Origin of the sequence: Hymenobacter ginkgonis, from assembly GCF_009755225.1 — a bacterium.
Classification (GTDB): domain Bacteria; phylum Bacteroidota; class Bacteroidia; order Cytophagales; family Hymenobacteraceae; genus Hymenobacter; species Hymenobacter ginkgonis.
This window is the reverse complement of record NZ_WQKZ01000002.1, coordinates 254,517-268,062: the sequence shown is the minus strand read 5'-3', so window position 1 is coordinate 268,062 and position 13,546 is coordinate 254,517. Positions and strand designations below refer to the sequence as shown.

The window sequence follows — 13,546 nt, the reverse complement described above, 5'->3', positions numbered from 1 at the left end:
ATATTGGACTTGGTGGCTAACAAGCGTTAGTATTGCGTGGTAAATACGTTTTAAAAAGAACGTCCTATTGCGGCAAGCGCAGCAGGGCCGCCTTTTTTATCCTTAAAAATACTTCCATCCCCACCCTACCCCCTCCTCTCATGGAAACCCTCGTCGCCCAGGAGCTACAGCAGCGCGCTACTACCGACTTCCTACCCCTGCTCGGTACCGACTACCTCGAGTTTTACGTGGGCAATGCCAAGCAGGCGGCCTACTACTACAAGGCCGCGTTTGGCTTCCAGACGGTGGCCTACGCCGGCCCCGAAACCGGCGTGCGCGACCGCGCCAGCTACGTGGTGCAGCAGGGTAAAATTCGGCTGGTGCTGACCACCGCTATGCACTCCGACCACGAGATTTCGGCGCACGTGCGCCAGCACGGCGATGGCGTTAAAATTCTGGCCTTGTGGGTAGAAGATGCTTTTGAGAGCTACGAAAAGACGATGAGCCGCGGCGCCCGCAGCTACCAAGAACCCAAAGTGCTCACCGACGAGTTTGGCGAGGTGCGCACGGCGGGCATCTACACCTATGGCGAAACGGTGCATCTGTTCATCGAGCGCAAAAACTACCACGGCGCCTTTTTGCCCGGCTACGTGGCCCAGGAGTCGAGCTTCAACCCGGCGCCCGCTGGCCTGCTCTACGTAGACCACTGCGTGGGCAACGTGGGCTGGAACCGCATGAACGAAACCGTGAAATGGTACGAGGAGGTGATGGGCTTCACCAACATCCTAAGTTTTGATGATAAGCAGATTACGACCGAATACTCGGCCCTCATGAGCAAGGTGATGAGCAACGGCAATGGCTACGTGAAATTTCCCATCAACGAGCCGGCCGAGGGCAAGAAAAAATCGCAGATTGAGGAATACTTGACCTTCTACGAGGGCGAGGGCGTGCAGCACATTGCGGTAGCCACCGACGATATTATCAGCACGGTGCGCGAGCTGAAAAGCCGCGGTGTGGAATTTCTCAACACCCCCGATTCGTACTACGACAACCTGCGGGCCCACGTCGGCAACATCGACGAGGATGTGGAGGCACTGCGCAACCTGCGCATCATGGCCGACCGCGACGAGGAAGGCTACCTGCTCCAGATTTTCACCAAGCCAGTGGAGGACCGCCCTACGGTTTTCTTCGAAATCATTCAGCGCAAAGGCGCTAAAAGCTTCGGCGCCGGCAACTTCAAAGCCCTGTTCGAGAGCCTAGAGCGCGAGCAAGACCGTCGAGGCAACTTGTAAGTGCCTACTAAAGAACGTGATGCTGAGCCTGCGAAGCATCCCACTTTCGCCGCTGGCAGTAGTAATCCAACGGACGCGAGCAAGATGCTTCGCAGACTCAGCATGACACGCAGGATTGGTCGTTAGCCACTCATCAACTCATTAGTAATCACTAGCAAGATGCCCATCTACCACAAGCTCGGCCGGCTGCCGGCCACGCGCCACACGGTGTTTGACAAGCCCGAGGGCGGGCTGTACTACGAGCAACTATTTGGCACCATCGGTTTCGAAGGCATGTCGTCCTTGATGTACCACTTGCGCCGGCCTACCACGGTGAAAGAAATCTTGGGCGAAACGGACCTTACCCCCCAAATCGCGGTCGAGAAGAGCATTAAAGCGCGGCTGCTGAAAGGCTTCCAGGTGCCGCCGCAGGATGATTATTTGCAGTCGCGGACGCCAGTGCTGGTGAATGGCGACGTGCACATTTCGCTGGCGGCGCCGCGCCAGTCGCTCACGGCTTATTTCTACAAAAATGCCGATGCGGACGAGCTGCTGTTCATCCATAAAGGCACCGGCAAGCTGCGCACGCAGCTGGGCAATATCGAGTTTGAGCCGGGCGACTACCTGCTGATTCCGCGCGGCATCATCTACCAAATTGAGTTTGATGGGGAAGATAACCGGTTGTTTATCACCGAGTCGTTTCATCCTATTTACACGCCCAAGCGCTACCGCAACCACTTTGGCCAGCTGCTAGAACACGCGCCCTACGCCGAGCGCGACTACAAGCTGCCCACCGAGCTAGAAACGCACGACGAGCTGGGCGATTTTGTGGTCAAAATTAAGAAGCAGGGCGTGCTGCACGAGTTGCTCTACCCCTCGCACCCGTTTGATGTGGTGGGTTGGGATGGCTATAATTTTCCCTACGGGTTGAACATCAAGAACTTTCAACCCATTACTGGCAAGGTGCACCAGCCGCCACCCGTGCACCAGCAGTTCGAAACCAAGGCCTTTGTGGTGTGCTCGTTTGTGCCGCGGCTGTTCGACTACCATCCGCAGGCCATTCCGGCGCCCTACCACCACTCCAACATCGACTCAGACGAGGTGTTGTACTACGTAGACGGCAATTTTATGTCGCGCAACAACATCGCGCAGGGCCACATTACGCTGCATCCCGGCGGCATTCCGCACGGCCCCGCGCCGGGTGCCTACGAGCGCAGCATCGGCAAAACCGGTACCGACGAATATGCCGTAATGATTGACACCTTCCGGCCGCTCATGCTCACGGAAGCCGCCCTAAAGCTCGACGATGGGACTTATTATAAGTCTTGGCTGGAGCCCGCTGCCGCGCCCGCCGTTGGCGAAGGCCAGCGCCTCGAACGCATCGAATAACAGGTCCTACTTCCTACCCCCTCTAAGTTGGGCGGGCCGGCTACGTAAGCCGGCCCGCTTTTTAGTAAGTTATTGATTTTCATGAAAGAATTATTGGCTCAGTTTGAGCAAAAGCGTCCCGAAATCGTCTTTGAGTGGAAAGATTCCGAAACCGAAGCCGAAGGCTGGATTGTTATTAATTCGCTGCGGGGCGGGGCCGCGGGGGGCGGCACGCGCATGCGCAAAGGCCTCGACAAGCGCGAGGTTGAAAGCCTGGCCAAGACGATGGAGGTGAAGTTTACCGTGTCGGGCCCGGCCATTGGCGGGGCGAAGTCAGGCATCAACTTCGACCCCCAAGACCCCCGCAAGCGCGGCGTGCTAGAGCGCTGGTACAAGGCCGTAATCCCGCTGCTGAAAGCGTATTACGGTACCGGTGGCGACCTCAACGTGGACGAGATTCACGAAGTAATTCCCCTCACCGAAGACTACGGCCTCTGGCACCCGCAGGAGGGGGTAGTCAATGGCCACTACCGCGCCACCGAGCCCCAAAAAATTCAGAAGCTGGGCCAGCTGCGCCAAGGCGTAGTAAAGGTGCTCGAAGATGCCACCTTCACGCCGAGCCTGGCCCGCAAGTACACCGTGGCCGACCTTATTACCGGCTACGGCGTGGCCGAGGCCGTGCGGCACTACTACGCCCTGTGGGGAGGTAGGGCCGTGGCGGGCAAGCGCGTGCTCATTCAGGGCTGGGGCAACGTGGGCGCGGCGGCCGCCTACTACCTGGCCAGCCAGGGCGCCCACATCGTGGGTATCATCGACCGGGCGGGCGGGCTGCTGCGCTCCGAAGGCCTGAGCCTGGAGGAGGTGCGCGAGCTGTTTTTGAACCGCGCTGGCAATGCGCTGCACGCGCCTGGCTTACTGTCGTTTGCCGAAGTAAACGCCCGTGCGTGGAGTGCCGGCGCCGAGATTTTTGTGCCCGCTGCCGCGTCGCGCCTCGTGACGCAGCCGCAGGTAGAAGCCCTGGTGGCGGCCGGCCTCGAAGTCATTTCGTGCGGGGCCAACGTGCCCTTTGCCGACCCGGCCATTTTCTTTGGCCCCACCGGCGAGTGGGCCGACGCACACTGCGCCGTCATCCCCGATTTTATCGCCAACTGCGGCATGGCGCGCGTGTTTGCTTACCTCATGGAAACGGGCGCCGAAATTACCGACCAAGCCATTTTTCAAGATACCTCGCGCATCATCGAGGCCGCCCTGGCCCGCACGCGTCGCCAAAGCGCCGAGCCCACGGGTATCGCCCAGCGTTCATTTGAGATGGCCCTGCGGCAACTGGTGTAGCCAGCGCCTAGTAACGCAAGCAGCAGCCACACGAGTCAAAAAGAACGTCATGCCGACGACAGAAAACCTCTCGTTCGTACCGTTGCTGACGTAGGAGCTTACTGCTGCACGCGCGAGGCTTCCTGTCGTCAGCATGAAGTTCTTTTTCTATGATTAACGCCCGTCCCCTGTCCCGTCGCCCTTGGTCCCTTTACCTGCTGGCGCTGCTCTTCGTGGGCGCGGGCCTGCTGCACTTCCTCAAGCCCGAAACCTACCTGCGCATTATGCCGCCCGCGCTGCCTGCGCCCCGGCTGCTGGTGCTGCTAAGCGGCGTGGCCGAGGTGGCGGGCGGCCTGGGTTTGCTGCTGCCCGCTACCCGGCGCTGGGCGGCTTGGGGGCTGCTGGCGCTGTTGCTGGCAGTGTTTCCGGCCAATGTGTATATGCTTCAAATTCAGGCACAGTTGCACATCCCGGCCTGGGTGGCGTGGGCGCGCTTACCCCTCCAGCCGCTGCTGATGTGGGGGGTGTGGCACGCGGCCAAGCCCGCCAGCCGATAACTATTGGCGGTTAGTTTTGCTTGCTAGTGCTCCCAGCTATCAGCTAGGAGCTAACCGCTACCTAATGTCGCAACCTTCTCTACAGCGCCGTTTGGGCCTGGTGCAAGCCACCGCCCTCAACATGATTGATATGGTGGGCATCGGGCCCTTCGTGACCCTGCCGCTGGTGATGGGTTTCATGGGTCCCAACTTCTTGTTGGCCTGGTTGGTGGGGGCAGCGCTGGCCTCCGTCGATGGCCTCATTTGGAGCGAGTTGGGCGCGGCCTACCCCGAGGCGGGGGGCTCGTACCGCTTCCTCAAGCTGGCCTACGGCGAGCAGAAATGGGGCCGTTACATGTCGTTTCTCTACGTGTGGCAAACGCTCATTCAGTCGCCACTGGTGCTGGCTTCGGGCGCCATTGGCTTTGCGCAGTACTTCAGCTACCTAGTGCCCATGCCCGAGTGGTGGCAGCCTAAAGCCGTGGCTGGCAGTGTGGTGTTATTGCTAATTGTGCTGCTCTACCGCCGCATCGAGGACATTGGCAAGCTGGGGGTGGCGCTGTGGGTAGGCGTACTGGGCCTCATGGGCTGGCTGATTTTTGGCGGTCTCACGCACCCCAACCACCCGGTGGCCTTATTGCCCGCAGGGGGGGTAGGGGCCCTGCCGGCCCTGCTGCTATCGGCCGCCATGGGCCAGTCGGCGGTCAAAACCATTTATTCCTACCTCGGCTACTACAATGTATGCCACTTGGGCGCCGAAATAAAAGGCCCCGAGCGCGTGATTCCGCGCAGTATTTTCCTGAGTATTCTGGGCATTGCGGCGCTGTATTTATTGCTCAACTGGAGCGTGGGCACCGTCATTCCGTGGCAGGAAGTGCAGGCGTGGCAGGCCGGCGCCGGCGACAAGTCGCAGTTTATTGTGAGCGTGTTTGTGGAGCGCCTGTATGGGCCCGCGGCGGCCACCGTGGCCACGGGGCTGGTGCTGCTGGTGGCGTTTGCGTCGCTGTTTGCGGTGCTGCTGGGCTACTCGCGCATCCCCTACGCGGCGGCGGCCGATGGCGAGTTTCTGCCCGTTTTTGCGAAACTGCACCCTACCAAGCAGTTCCCCTACGTATCGTTGCTGCTGCTAGGGGGGGTAGGGTTTGTGTTTAGCTTGCTATTTCGGCTGGGCGAAGTCATCTCGGCCATCCTGGCCATGCGCATTTTGGTGCAGTTTGTGGGCCAGGCGGTGGGGCTGATACTGCTGCGGCGCCGGCGTGGCACCAGCACGCTGCCCTTCAAAATGCCGCTCTACCCCCTGCCCGTTCTCGTGGCGATACTTGTGTGGCTGGCCGTGTTTGCGGGCATTGCGCCGGTCGAAGTCAACTGGGGCGGCGTGCATTTTAAGCTCTACTTTCAGCTGGCCGCCGTGGGCATGATGGCGCTCGGCACCATCGCGTTTCTGCTCTGGAGCCGCCGACTGGGCCGCTGGCCGTTTGAGCAATAGCTACATTATGGGTATACTTGCACGTTCCTACCCTTACCCAACACTGCAACGAGCTATGCGCCAGTTATTGACCTGGGTTTTGCTGGCCGCAGCGCTGGCTTCGTGCACCTCCCTAACCTTCGTGCGGGCTGGTTTTAAGCCGGCTGCGCTGCAAGATGTCGCCTTCGTGACGCCGCAGTCAGTTGTGGCCATTAGCCCGCTCAATCAGCCGATGGTAGTGGAGGAGTCAGCTACCAATTTATCGGTGCAGATGCTGCATAAGCTGATGGTCCGGCACCGGTTTCAGCTGCGGCTGCGCGACGAAATAACGCTACCCGACTCGCTATTTCAGCAGGGCAGAAGCGAGATTTATAGGGCTATTGACGGCATTGAGCGCCACCAGCAGCTGGCCGGCGGTGCCGCGTTGCCGGTGCTTGATTACCTGTTAGGCGCTCATGGTCAGCGCTATGCTATGATGGTGGCGGGCCGCGGCATTCTGTGGCTACCAGTCCGCACAAAGTGGCAAGTACCAGTGGGCTATGACCCGAACCTATTGCTGAGCCAAACGCTGAAACAAACAGTAATCGGGGTAAAATCCAGCTTGTACTTGTTCATTTACGACAGTCAGCAGCACGCCATTGTGTACTATGCGCGCACGCCGCCCACCGAGCAGCGCAACCCACTCAACGAAGCCAGCCTGGAAGAGCAATTCAGCAAGATGGTAGGCAAGGATTTTCCCGTGCCGCACCTGCCTTAAAGCTGCTTTTCGTAGCAAAAAAAACGCAGTCCCGGCCGAAACGCCAGCTTTATTTCGCCCGCAAACCGGTAGCCCAGCTTCGGGAAAAGTCGTTGGGTAGCCGCATTTTCGGAGTTAGTATCCACGCGCAACGTGCGCAGGCCCAGCGCCCGCGCCTCGTGTTCGGCCTGCGCCAGCAGCGCCTGCGCTACCCCCTTGCCCTGGGCCGAGGGCGCCACCGCCAGGCGGTGCGTGACTACGGCTGCCTCGGCGGCGTCCCAGTCGGCATCGGCGTATTCCGCATCTTGGTCTTGGGTGAGGGCGGCCACGCCAGCTAGCTGGCCGGCCAGTTCGGCCACCCACAAGTGCTGCTGCTCAATATCTTGCCCAAATACCGCCTCGTTGGGGTACTCCGCCGTCCATTGAAAATTGCCACTGGCGTTCATCAGCGGCACTACCGCTTGCACCAGCGCCACGATGGCCGGCAAATCGGCCACCGTGGCGCGGCGAATCGTTACGTCAGTAGCCATGCCTACCCCCAGCGCAGCACCTCAGCTGCTTCTTTGGCGAAGTAAGTAAGGATGGCGTCGGCGCCAGCGCGCTTGATGCTCATGAGCACTTCCATCATCGTCTTTTCGCCATCCACCCAGCCATTTTGGGCCGCCGCTTTGATGAGGGCATACTCACCGCTCACGTTGTAGGCCGTCACGGGCAAATTCGTGTGGTTTTTCACTTCCCGAATTATATCGAGGTAGCTCAGGGCTGGCTTAATCATCACCATATCAGCGCCTTCTGCTTCGTCGAGAGCCAACTCGCGTAGGGCTTCTAGGCGGTTGGCGGGGTTCATCTGGTAGCTTTTTTTGTCGCCTTTCTTGGGGGCCGAGTCCAGCGCATCGCGGAACGGGCCGTAGAACGCCGACGCGTACTTGGCCGTGTAGCTCATGATGCTCACGTGGCTGAACGCGTTGCTATCCAGCACTTCGCGTATCCAGGCCACGCGGCCATCCATCATGTCCGAGGGCCCGATGATGTCGGCGCCGGCGCGGGCTTGTGCCAGGGCCATCTGGCCTAGAATCTCTAGTGAAGCGTCGTTCAAGATTTCGCCCGTTTCGGCATTTACTACCCCATCGTGGCCGTCGGAGGAGTATGGGTCCATCGCCACGTCGGTCATGATGACCACATCCGGAAACTGCCGCTTGATGTCGGCTACCGTTTTCAGGTAGAGCCCGTCTAGGTTGGTCGATTCGCGCGCCAGCGGGTCTTTCACCGCGTCGCTCAGGCCAGGGAAGGGCGCGAAAGCGTTGATGCCCAGTGCTACGGCCGAGCCAATTTCGTCGATAATACGGTCGGCCGAGTAGCGGTATACGCCGGGCATCGACTTCACTTCTAGACGTTGGTTTTGACCTTCAACTACAAAAACGGGGTAAATAAAATCGTGCGCCGTGAGCCGCGTTTCCTGTATCATGTCGCGGATTACCTGCGACTTACGGTTGCGGCGGGGGCGGTGCGTGGGAAGAATGGGCATAGAAAAGCAAACTCGAAGTAAAAGCCGCGGTGCCGCGGTGAATCAATGCGCCTATAACCAGCAACGGGGCCAAAAAGGTTAAGCGCCGGCCCAGTAAAGCAGCCAGATGCGCAGCAGCAAGCCCGCCGCACCACAGAAAAGAAGCCTATTTTTTGCCGCTCAGCAGCAAATACAACACGCCCAGCACTACTAGCCCCGCCGCGGTGTAGCCCAGCGCCGTAAAAAAGCCCACGCCAAAAATGACGTTCACCAGCGCGGCCAAGCCCGCCAACACGGCCAGCACCACCCCAATAAAAAACAACCCAATATTACCCAGGCCACTTTCGGCCGCTCCACCCCGGGCCTGCTGCCGATGGAGGTGCTGGGCCAGGCGCCGCGCCGCCCGCATGGGCACCGTCGCCGTTGCCAAGGGGGGTAGGGCCTGCGTCAGCTTGGCCACCGACCGCTGGCGCAGCGGTTGCGTTGGGGCTGTTGCAGGGTGGCTCGGCTCGGTCGGGGGGGGTAGGGCCGCGCTGCTGCTTACGGGCGCAGGCGCTTCCGGCGCTTCAGCGGGGGCCACGGCTCTTGGTTTGGTCGCTACCGCCGTCGAAGCCACTGGCTGAAAGTGAAACGCTACTTGCTCGCTGCGACAGCCAGCCAGCAGCACGCCAGCCAGGAATAAGAGTTTTTTCATGAAGGGAGGAGGTTAGAAAGCCAGTAGTACGTCGGCAATCAACTGGCAGGCATCACGCAGCTCATTTTCGGTGATGACAAGCGGCGGCGCAAAGCGAATAATGTCGCCGTGCGTGGGCTTGGCTAGCAGGCCGCGCTCCATCAAGCGCACGCACACATCCCAGGCGGTGCGGCCGTCGGGGGTAGGGTTGATAACCACCGCGTTAAGCAAGCCCCTACCCCGCACCAAGTCGATGAGGTCGGGGCGCTGGGCCTGCACGTGGCGCATCTCCTCGCGAAATATTTCACCCAGCCGGAAGGCATTATCGGCCAGGTTTTCGTCCTGCACCACATCTAGTGCCGCTTGCATAACCGCGCAAGCCAGCGGGTTGCCGCCAAACGTAGAGCCGTGCTGCCCCGGCTGAATCGTGAGCATAATAATGTCGCTGGCCAGCACCGCCGACACCGGTAGTACCCCGCCGCTCAGGGCTTTGCCTAAAATGAGGATGTCGCCTCGAACTTCGTCATAGTCAGCTGCTAGCAGTTTGCCCGTGCGGCCCAGCCCAGTCTGAATTTCATCGGTAATGAGCAGCACATTGTGCGCATTGCACAGCTCGGCAACTTTGGCCAGGTAGCCTTCGCTGGGCACCACTACCCCCGCCTCACCCTGGATGGGCTCGACCAAAAAGCCGCACACGTGCGGGTTTTTCAGGGCTTCGGCCAGCGCTTCAATGTCGTCATAGGGCACCACTTGGTAGCCCGGCACAAAGGGGCCAAACCCACCCGTGCTATCAGCATCGGTGCTGAAAGAAATAATGCCCGTAGTACGCCCGTGGAAGTTGTGCTCGGCTACTACAATAAGTGCTTGGTTGGGCGCGATGCCCTTCTCTTGATAACCCCACTTCCGGGCCAGCTTAAGGGCAGTTTCTACGGCTTCAGCCCCGGAATTCATCAGCAGCGCCTTATCATAGCCAAAGAACTCGCACAGCTGCTGCTCGGCGGCGCCCAGCCGGTCGTTGAAAAACGCTCGACTCGTGAGGGTTAGGCGCTGTGCCTGCTCCGTGAGAGCTTCAATAATACGTGGGTGGCAATGGCCTTGGTTCACAGCCGAATAAGCCGATAAAAAGTCGAGGTATTGCTTGCCCTTCACATCCCAAAGATGCACCCCGCGGCCCCGCGTCAGCACCACGGGTAGGGGATGGTAGTTGTGGGCGCCGTACTGGTCTTCGAGCTGCATAAAGCGCTCAGCTTGTGAAGCAAGGGGGGTAGGGGCAGGCGTGGACGTTGACATAAGAGAGCAATGGCTAAACTTGAATACGCTGTAAGTTTACGAGGAAGCGCCGCCTGCGGCTGGCACAAGTACCTTGTGGGTCGCGGAAAAGTACGTTAAGACGCTGGTTGTAAGCAAATTGCTGGCGAGTTCGGCATTACTGGGGGCTATTTCCGCTCTGCAGTGCCGGCTAGCGGCGACTTATATAACTGAGCGCGCCGTAATTTTCGGCCTATGCCCCCTGCCGACCCGCGGCTCGCCGCTTTTGCGGCTCAGCCACTTCAGCCAGACGATTTTTATTACACCCCCGAAGGCTACCTCGTTTTCACCGAGCAGTACCACCGGCGCCGGGGTTTTTGCTGCGGCAATGGCTGTCGCCACTGCCCCTGGAAAAAAAGTAAGAAGGCAGAATGAGCCAGGGAACAAGGTAAGTTACTGGTAGCTATTCCAAATTACGCATGCCTCATGCTCAATTGATTTGGTAGTTGGCTGAATTTTTCCGATATTTGCGGCCCGTTTCGGAATAGCATAGCATCATCTAACCCTTCGATATCATGGCCCGAGTTTGTGATTTGACCGGCAAGCGTACCCGCGTGGGTAACAACGTGTCGCACGCCAACAACAAGACCAAGCGTAAGTTCTACCCCAACTTGCAGAAAAAGCGCTTCTACATCCCCGAGCAAGATGCTTGGGTAACGCTGAAAGTAGCCGCTTCGACCATCCGCACCATCAACAAGAATGGCATTATGGCCACCTTGAAGAAGGCCAAAGAGCAAGGCTTTATCGTTTACTAGTTGCTGATTTAGCCGCCGTTTCGGCGGTCAGTCACAGGCCAGTGATAGTGCTGCCAGGGCCGGCCCGCATTTCTTAGCTAAGAAATGTGAGCCGGCCCTGGCCTTGTCATTTCAGCAAGAGCCACGGAGTAATTAAGTAGCCAAAAAGAATGCGCAACAGCAGCTTTCTTACAGACTGCCTGCACACTACTTGGTATTTTCCTGAAAAAGCCGTACCTTTGCAGTCCTAAAATCAAAAATTAAACCCCCCGTCACGATGGCCAAGAAAGGAAACCGGGTGCAGGTTATCATGGAGTGCACCGAGCACAAAAACTCGGGCATGCCGGGCACCTCGCGCTACATCACCACCAAGAACCGTAAGAACACCCCCGAGCGCATCGAGCTGAAGAAATTCAACCCGATTCTGCGTAAAATGACTGTTCACAAGGAAATTAAATAACCCTGCGTCATGGCTAAGAAAGTAGTAGCAACCCTGAAAACTGCCACGGGCAAAGATTGGGCGAAAGTGATTCGCGCCGTACGCTCGGAAAAAACTGGTGCCTATACCTTCAAGGAGGAAATGGTACCCGTAGATAAAGTACAAGAAGTACTGGCCGGCAAATAAGTTGCCCCAGCACTTAAACACGAAAAAAGTCCCACCTTCGTGGGACTTTTTTCGTGTTTAACAATTTTGTCAGGCTGGCGCCAGAAGCATCTTATCATGGCTACTTTCGTCAGATTGCCCCACCCGAGCGTTGCGAACGTGGTAAGATGCTTCGTAGGCGCCGCATGACACAGCAGGTATATGGGTCTTTTCGACTTCTTTAAGAAAGACAAGGATAGTAAAGAGCAGCAGCAAGCCCTCGACGAAGGGTTGCAGAAAACGAAGACCAATTTCTTCGACCAGCTCAGCAAAGCAGTGGTGGGCAAAAGCACCGTGGACGAGGCCGTGCTCGACGACCTCGAAACGCTGCTCGTGCACGCCGATGTAGGCATCGATACGACCGTGAAAGTTATCGACCGCATTGAGAAGCGCGTGGCCCGCGACAAATACGTGAGTACCAACGAGCTGGACCGCATCCTGCGCGAGGAGATAGTGGGCTTACTCGATGCCAATACCGAAACCACGGGCTCGCGCGCTATTCTGGACCGGCCTGATAGCCCTGGCCACCCATTCGTAATCATGGTGGTAGGCGTAAACGGTGTGGGCAAAACAACTACCATTGGCAAGCTGGCGCACCGCTTTCACTCGGCGGGCAAGAAGGTGGTGCTGGGTGCCGCCGACACTTTTCGGGCGGCGGCCGTAGACCAACTTATCGTGTGGGGCCAGCGGGTGGGCGTACCGGTTATTTCGCACGGCATGAACACCGACCCCGCCTCTGTGGCCTACGACGCCGTGCAGAAGGGCGTGGAAATGGGTGCCGACGTGGTGATTATCGACACCGCCGGCCGCCTGCACAACAAAGTGAACCTGATGAACGAGCTCAGCAAAATTAAGCGCGTCATGCAAAAGGTTATTCCAGAGGCGCCGCACGAAGTACTACTAGTGCTGGATGGCAGCACGGGCCAAAATGCTTTCTTGCAAGCCAAGGAGTTTACCCGCGCTACTGAGGTTACGGCCCTGGCCATCACCAAGCTCGATGGCACGGCTAAAGGGGGGGTAGTAATCGGCATTAGCGACCAGTTTAGCATCCCAGTGCGTTACATAGGGGTAGGAGAGAAGATGACGGACTTACAGTTGTTTGACCGCCACACGTTTGTGAACTCCCTTTTTAAAAAATAACGGCCAACAACGCTTGAATAAAACCGCCCGGTAAACTACCGGGCGGTTTTGTGCGTTTGGCGGCTACTCCTTTTCTATTCCTCATGCGGATTCTTCTTTGGGTTGGCTTGCTAGCCAGCGGGCTGCTAGCTGCCTGTAGCTCGGGCACCGACACGTCGTCTACTATTCCTTCTGTGCCCGTAAATGTGCAGCTCGACCTGCGCGACCAGCAAAACCAAGCCCTGCGCTTCGACAATGGGGTAGTAACCCTGCCACCTACGGGCCTGAACGGCGGCGGGGTCAAGGGCATCTATGTGGTGCGCCGCAACGCCACTACGTACTTCGCTTTTGAGCGCAACTGCCCCTACCAGCCCTACAACACCTGCGCTACCGTGACACTCGACCGCAGCTCACACTTATTCTTCCGGGATTCCTGCTGCACCTCACAGTTTGACTTGAATGGTACGGTGTCCGGCGGGCCGGCTACTCGTTCGCTCCGCCAATATGCAGTTAGCATGAGTGGTAGCTTGTTGACAATCACGAACTAAGAAAAATATTGTTCAAAAAATAGGGAAAATTATCTGAAGAGCTTGTTTTCCTAAAAAAGGCGTCCCTATCTTTGCAGCCCGAAAGCGCCGGTTTCGGAATACTATTAGCTTCCTTAGCTCAGCCGGTTAGAGCATCTGACTGTTAATCAGAGGGTCCCTGGTTCGAGCCCAGGAGGGAGCGCTTTTAGAGAAAAACCCTTTGTAAATCACGTATTTACAAAGGGTTTTTTGTTAGTGCGCCCGTCAGTGCCCCTTTTGAACTGTTTTGCGCGTAGCAAACCACCTAAAATATTAGGTTAGCTTTGTTCAAATTACAGTGCTAACCGTTGAGCGTTTGCTTAGGTAGAAAGG

At 58.1% G+C, this 13,546-nt stretch carries 16 protein-coding genes and 1 tRNA gene; 13 read left to right on the top strand and 4 right to left on the bottom strand.

Translation table 11 applies throughout. From position 1 onward, the window contains the following. Positions 1–140: 140 nt before the first annotated feature. The 6 genes from hppD to GO988_RS06865 all read left to right on the top strand — a co-directional run bounded on the left by hppD (position 141) and on the right by GO988_RS06865 (position 6,687). A complete protein-coding gene (gene hppD / locus GO988_RS06890; protein ID WP_157563492.1) occupies positions 141–1,271 on the top strand; it encodes a 4-hydroxyphenylpyruvate dioxygenase in 1,131 nt (376 codons plus the stop codon). 159 nt (positions 1,272–1,430) lie between these two features. Next, positions 1,431–2,639, top strand: coding sequence for a homogentisate 1,2-dioxygenase (locus tag GO988_RS06885; protein WP_157563488.1), 1,209 nt, complete (start codon positions 1,431–1,433; stop codon positions 2,637–2,639). An 81-nt stretch (positions 2,640–2,720) separates the two neighbouring features. Next, positions 2,721–3,950: a Glu/Leu/Phe/Val dehydrogenase dimerization domain-containing protein gene (locus tag GO988_RS06880; protein ID WP_157563485.1), complete on the top strand. Its 1,230-nt coding sequence runs from the start codon at positions 2,721–2,723 to the stop codon at positions 3,948–3,950. Positions 3,951–4,099: 149 nt separating this feature from the next. Further along, positions 4,100–4,486 (top strand): DoxX family protein, encoded by a 387-nt coding sequence (locus GO988_RS06875; protein ID WP_157563483.1) that lies wholly within the window; start codon positions 4,100–4,102, stop codon positions 4,484–4,486. Between the two features lie 64 nt (positions 4,487–4,550). Next, positions 4,551–5,951 (top strand): APC family permease, encoded by a 1,401-nt coding sequence (locus GO988_RS06870; RefSeq protein WP_157563482.1) that lies wholly within the window; start codon positions 4,551–4,553, stop codon positions 5,949–5,951. A 55-nt stretch (positions 5,952–6,006) separates the two neighbouring features. Then, a complete protein-coding gene (locus GO988_RS06865) occupies positions 6,007–6,687 on the top strand; it encodes a hypothetical protein (RefSeq protein WP_157563480.1) in 681 nt (226 codons plus the stop codon). Here the strand turns inward: GO988_RS06865 and GO988_RS06860 are convergent. The 4 genes from GO988_RS06860 to rocD all read right to left on the bottom strand — a co-directional run bounded on the left by GO988_RS06860 (position 6,684) and on the right by rocD (position 10,133). Beyond that, complete coding sequence (locus tag GO988_RS06860) at positions 6,684–7,196, bottom strand: GNAT family N-acetyltransferase (RefSeq protein ID WP_157563478.1); 513 nt, start codon at positions 7,194–7,196, stop codon at positions 6,684–6,686. The genes GO988_RS06865 and GO988_RS06860 overlap by 4 nt on opposite strands. Before the next feature lie 2 nt (positions 7,197–7,198). Then, the gene (gene hemB, locus GO988_RS06855; protein ID WP_157563475.1) at positions 7,199–8,191 is read right to left on the bottom strand and encodes a porphobilinogen synthase; all 993 of its coding nucleotides are present in this window, start codon (positions 8,189–8,191) and stop codon (positions 7,199–7,201) included. Between the two features lie 145 nt (positions 8,192–8,336). Further along, positions 8,337–8,864, bottom strand: a complete 528-nt coding sequence (locus tag GO988_RS06850; protein WP_157563472.1) for a hypothetical protein — start codon at positions 8,862–8,864, stop codon at positions 8,337–8,339. Between the two features lie 12 nt (positions 8,865–8,876). Further along, positions 8,877–10,133 carry an ornithine--oxo-acid transaminase gene (rocD, locus tag GO988_RS06845; protein WP_157563469.1) on the bottom strand — a complete coding sequence of 419 codons (1,257 nt, stop codon included), beginning with the start codon at positions 10,131–10,133 and terminating at the stop codon, positions 8,877–8,879. A 213-nt stretch (positions 10,134–10,346) separates the two neighbouring features. On the opposite strand from rocD, the gene GO988_RS23735 reads away from it, so the two are divergent. From GO988_RS23735 to GO988_RS06815, 7 genes are all read left to right on the top strand, one after another. Beyond that, positions 10,347–10,526, top strand: a complete 180-nt coding sequence (locus tag GO988_RS23735) for a DUF5522 domain-containing protein (protein WP_198172552.1) — start codon at positions 10,347–10,349, stop codon at positions 10,524–10,526. 140 nt (positions 10,527–10,666) lie between these two features. Next, positions 10,667–10,906: a 50S ribosomal protein L28 gene (gene rpmB / locus GO988_RS06840; RefSeq protein WP_068339669.1), complete on the top strand. Its 240-nt coding sequence runs from the start codon at positions 10,667–10,669 to the stop codon at positions 10,904–10,906. 256 nt (positions 10,907–11,162) lie between these two features. After that, on the top strand, positions 11,163–11,345 hold the full coding sequence (gene rpmG, locus GO988_RS06835; RefSeq protein ID WP_133659579.1) for a 50S ribosomal protein L33: 183 nt from the start codon (positions 11,163–11,165) through the stop codon (positions 11,343–11,345). A 9-nt stretch (positions 11,346–11,354) separates the two neighbouring features. Beyond that, positions 11,355–11,510 (top strand): DUF4295 domain-containing protein, encoded by a 156-nt coding sequence (locus GO988_RS06830; RefSeq protein ID WP_157563464.1) that lies wholly within the window; start codon positions 11,355–11,357, stop codon positions 11,508–11,510. 180 nt (positions 11,511–11,690) lie between these two features. Then, a complete protein-coding gene (gene ftsY, locus GO988_RS06825) occupies positions 11,691–12,668 on the top strand; it encodes a signal recognition particle-docking protein FtsY (RefSeq protein WP_157563461.1) in 978 nt (325 codons plus the stop codon). Positions 12,669–12,751: 83 nt separating this feature from the next. Continuing rightward, the gene (locus GO988_RS06820; RefSeq protein ID WP_157563458.1) at positions 12,752–13,195 is read left to right on the top strand and encodes a Rieske (2Fe-2S) protein; all 444 of its coding nucleotides are present in this window, start codon (positions 12,752–12,754) and stop codon (positions 13,193–13,195) included. 107 nt (positions 13,196–13,302) lie between these two features. Further along, a tRNA-Asn gene (locus GO988_RS06815) sits at positions 13,303–13,376 on the top strand. The last annotated feature ends 170 nt before the right edge of the window (positions 13,377–13,546 follow it).

Coding starts and splice junctions, on each gene's coding strand:
- hppD (WP_157563492.1), top strand. CDS start 141: ATGGAAACCCTCGTCGCCCAGGAGCTACAGCAGCGCGCTACTACCGAC.
- GO988_RS06885 (WP_157563488.1), top strand. CDS start 1,431: ATGCCCATCTACCACAAGCTCGGCCGGCTGCCGGCCACGCGCCACACG.
- GO988_RS06880 (WP_157563485.1), top strand. CDS start 2,721: ATGAAAGAATTATTGGCTCAGTTTGAGCAAAAGCGTCCCGAAATCGTC.
- GO988_RS06875 (WP_157563483.1), top strand. CDS start 4,100: ATGATTAACGCCCGTCCCCTGTCCCGTCGCCCTTGGTCCCTTTACCTG.
- GO988_RS06870 (WP_157563482.1), top strand. CDS start 4,551: ATGTCGCAACCTTCTCTACAGCGCCGTTTGGGCCTGGTGCAAGCCACC.
- GO988_RS06865 (WP_157563480.1), top strand. CDS start 6,007: ATGCGCCAGTTATTGACCTGGGTTTTGCTGGCCGCAGCGCTGGCTTCG.
- GO988_RS06860 (WP_157563478.1), bottom strand. CDS start 7,196: ATGGCTACTGACGTAACGATTCGCCGCGCCACGGTGGCCGATTTGCCG.
- hemB (WP_157563475.1), bottom strand. CDS start 8,191: ATGCCCATTCTTCCCACGCACCGCCCCCGCCGCAACCGTAAGTCGCAG.
- GO988_RS06850 (WP_157563472.1), bottom strand. CDS start 8,864: ATGAAAAAACTCTTATTCCTGGCTGGCGTGCTGCTGGCTGGCTGTCGC.
- rocD (WP_157563469.1), bottom strand. CDS start 10,133: ATGTCAACGTCCACGCCTGCCCCTACCCCCCTTGCTTCACAAGCTGAG.
- GO988_RS23735 (WP_198172552.1), top strand. CDS start 10,347: ATGCCCCCTGCCGACCCGCGGCTCGCCGCTTTTGCGGCTCAGCCACTT.
- rpmB (WP_068339669.1), top strand. CDS start 10,667: ATGGCCCGAGTTTGTGATTTGACCGGCAAGCGTACCCGCGTGGGTAAC.
- rpmG (WP_133659579.1), top strand. CDS start 11,163: ATGGCCAAGAAAGGAAACCGGGTGCAGGTTATCATGGAGTGCACCGAG.
- GO988_RS06830 (WP_157563464.1), top strand. CDS start 11,355: ATGGCTAAGAAAGTAGTAGCAACCCTGAAAACTGCCACGGGCAAAGAT.
- ftsY (WP_157563461.1), top strand. CDS start 11,691: ATGGGTCTTTTCGACTTCTTTAAGAAAGACAAGGATAGTAAAGAGCAG.
- GO988_RS06820 (WP_157563458.1), top strand. CDS start 12,752: ATGCGGATTCTTCTTTGGGTTGGCTTGCTAGCCAGCGGGCTGCTAGCT.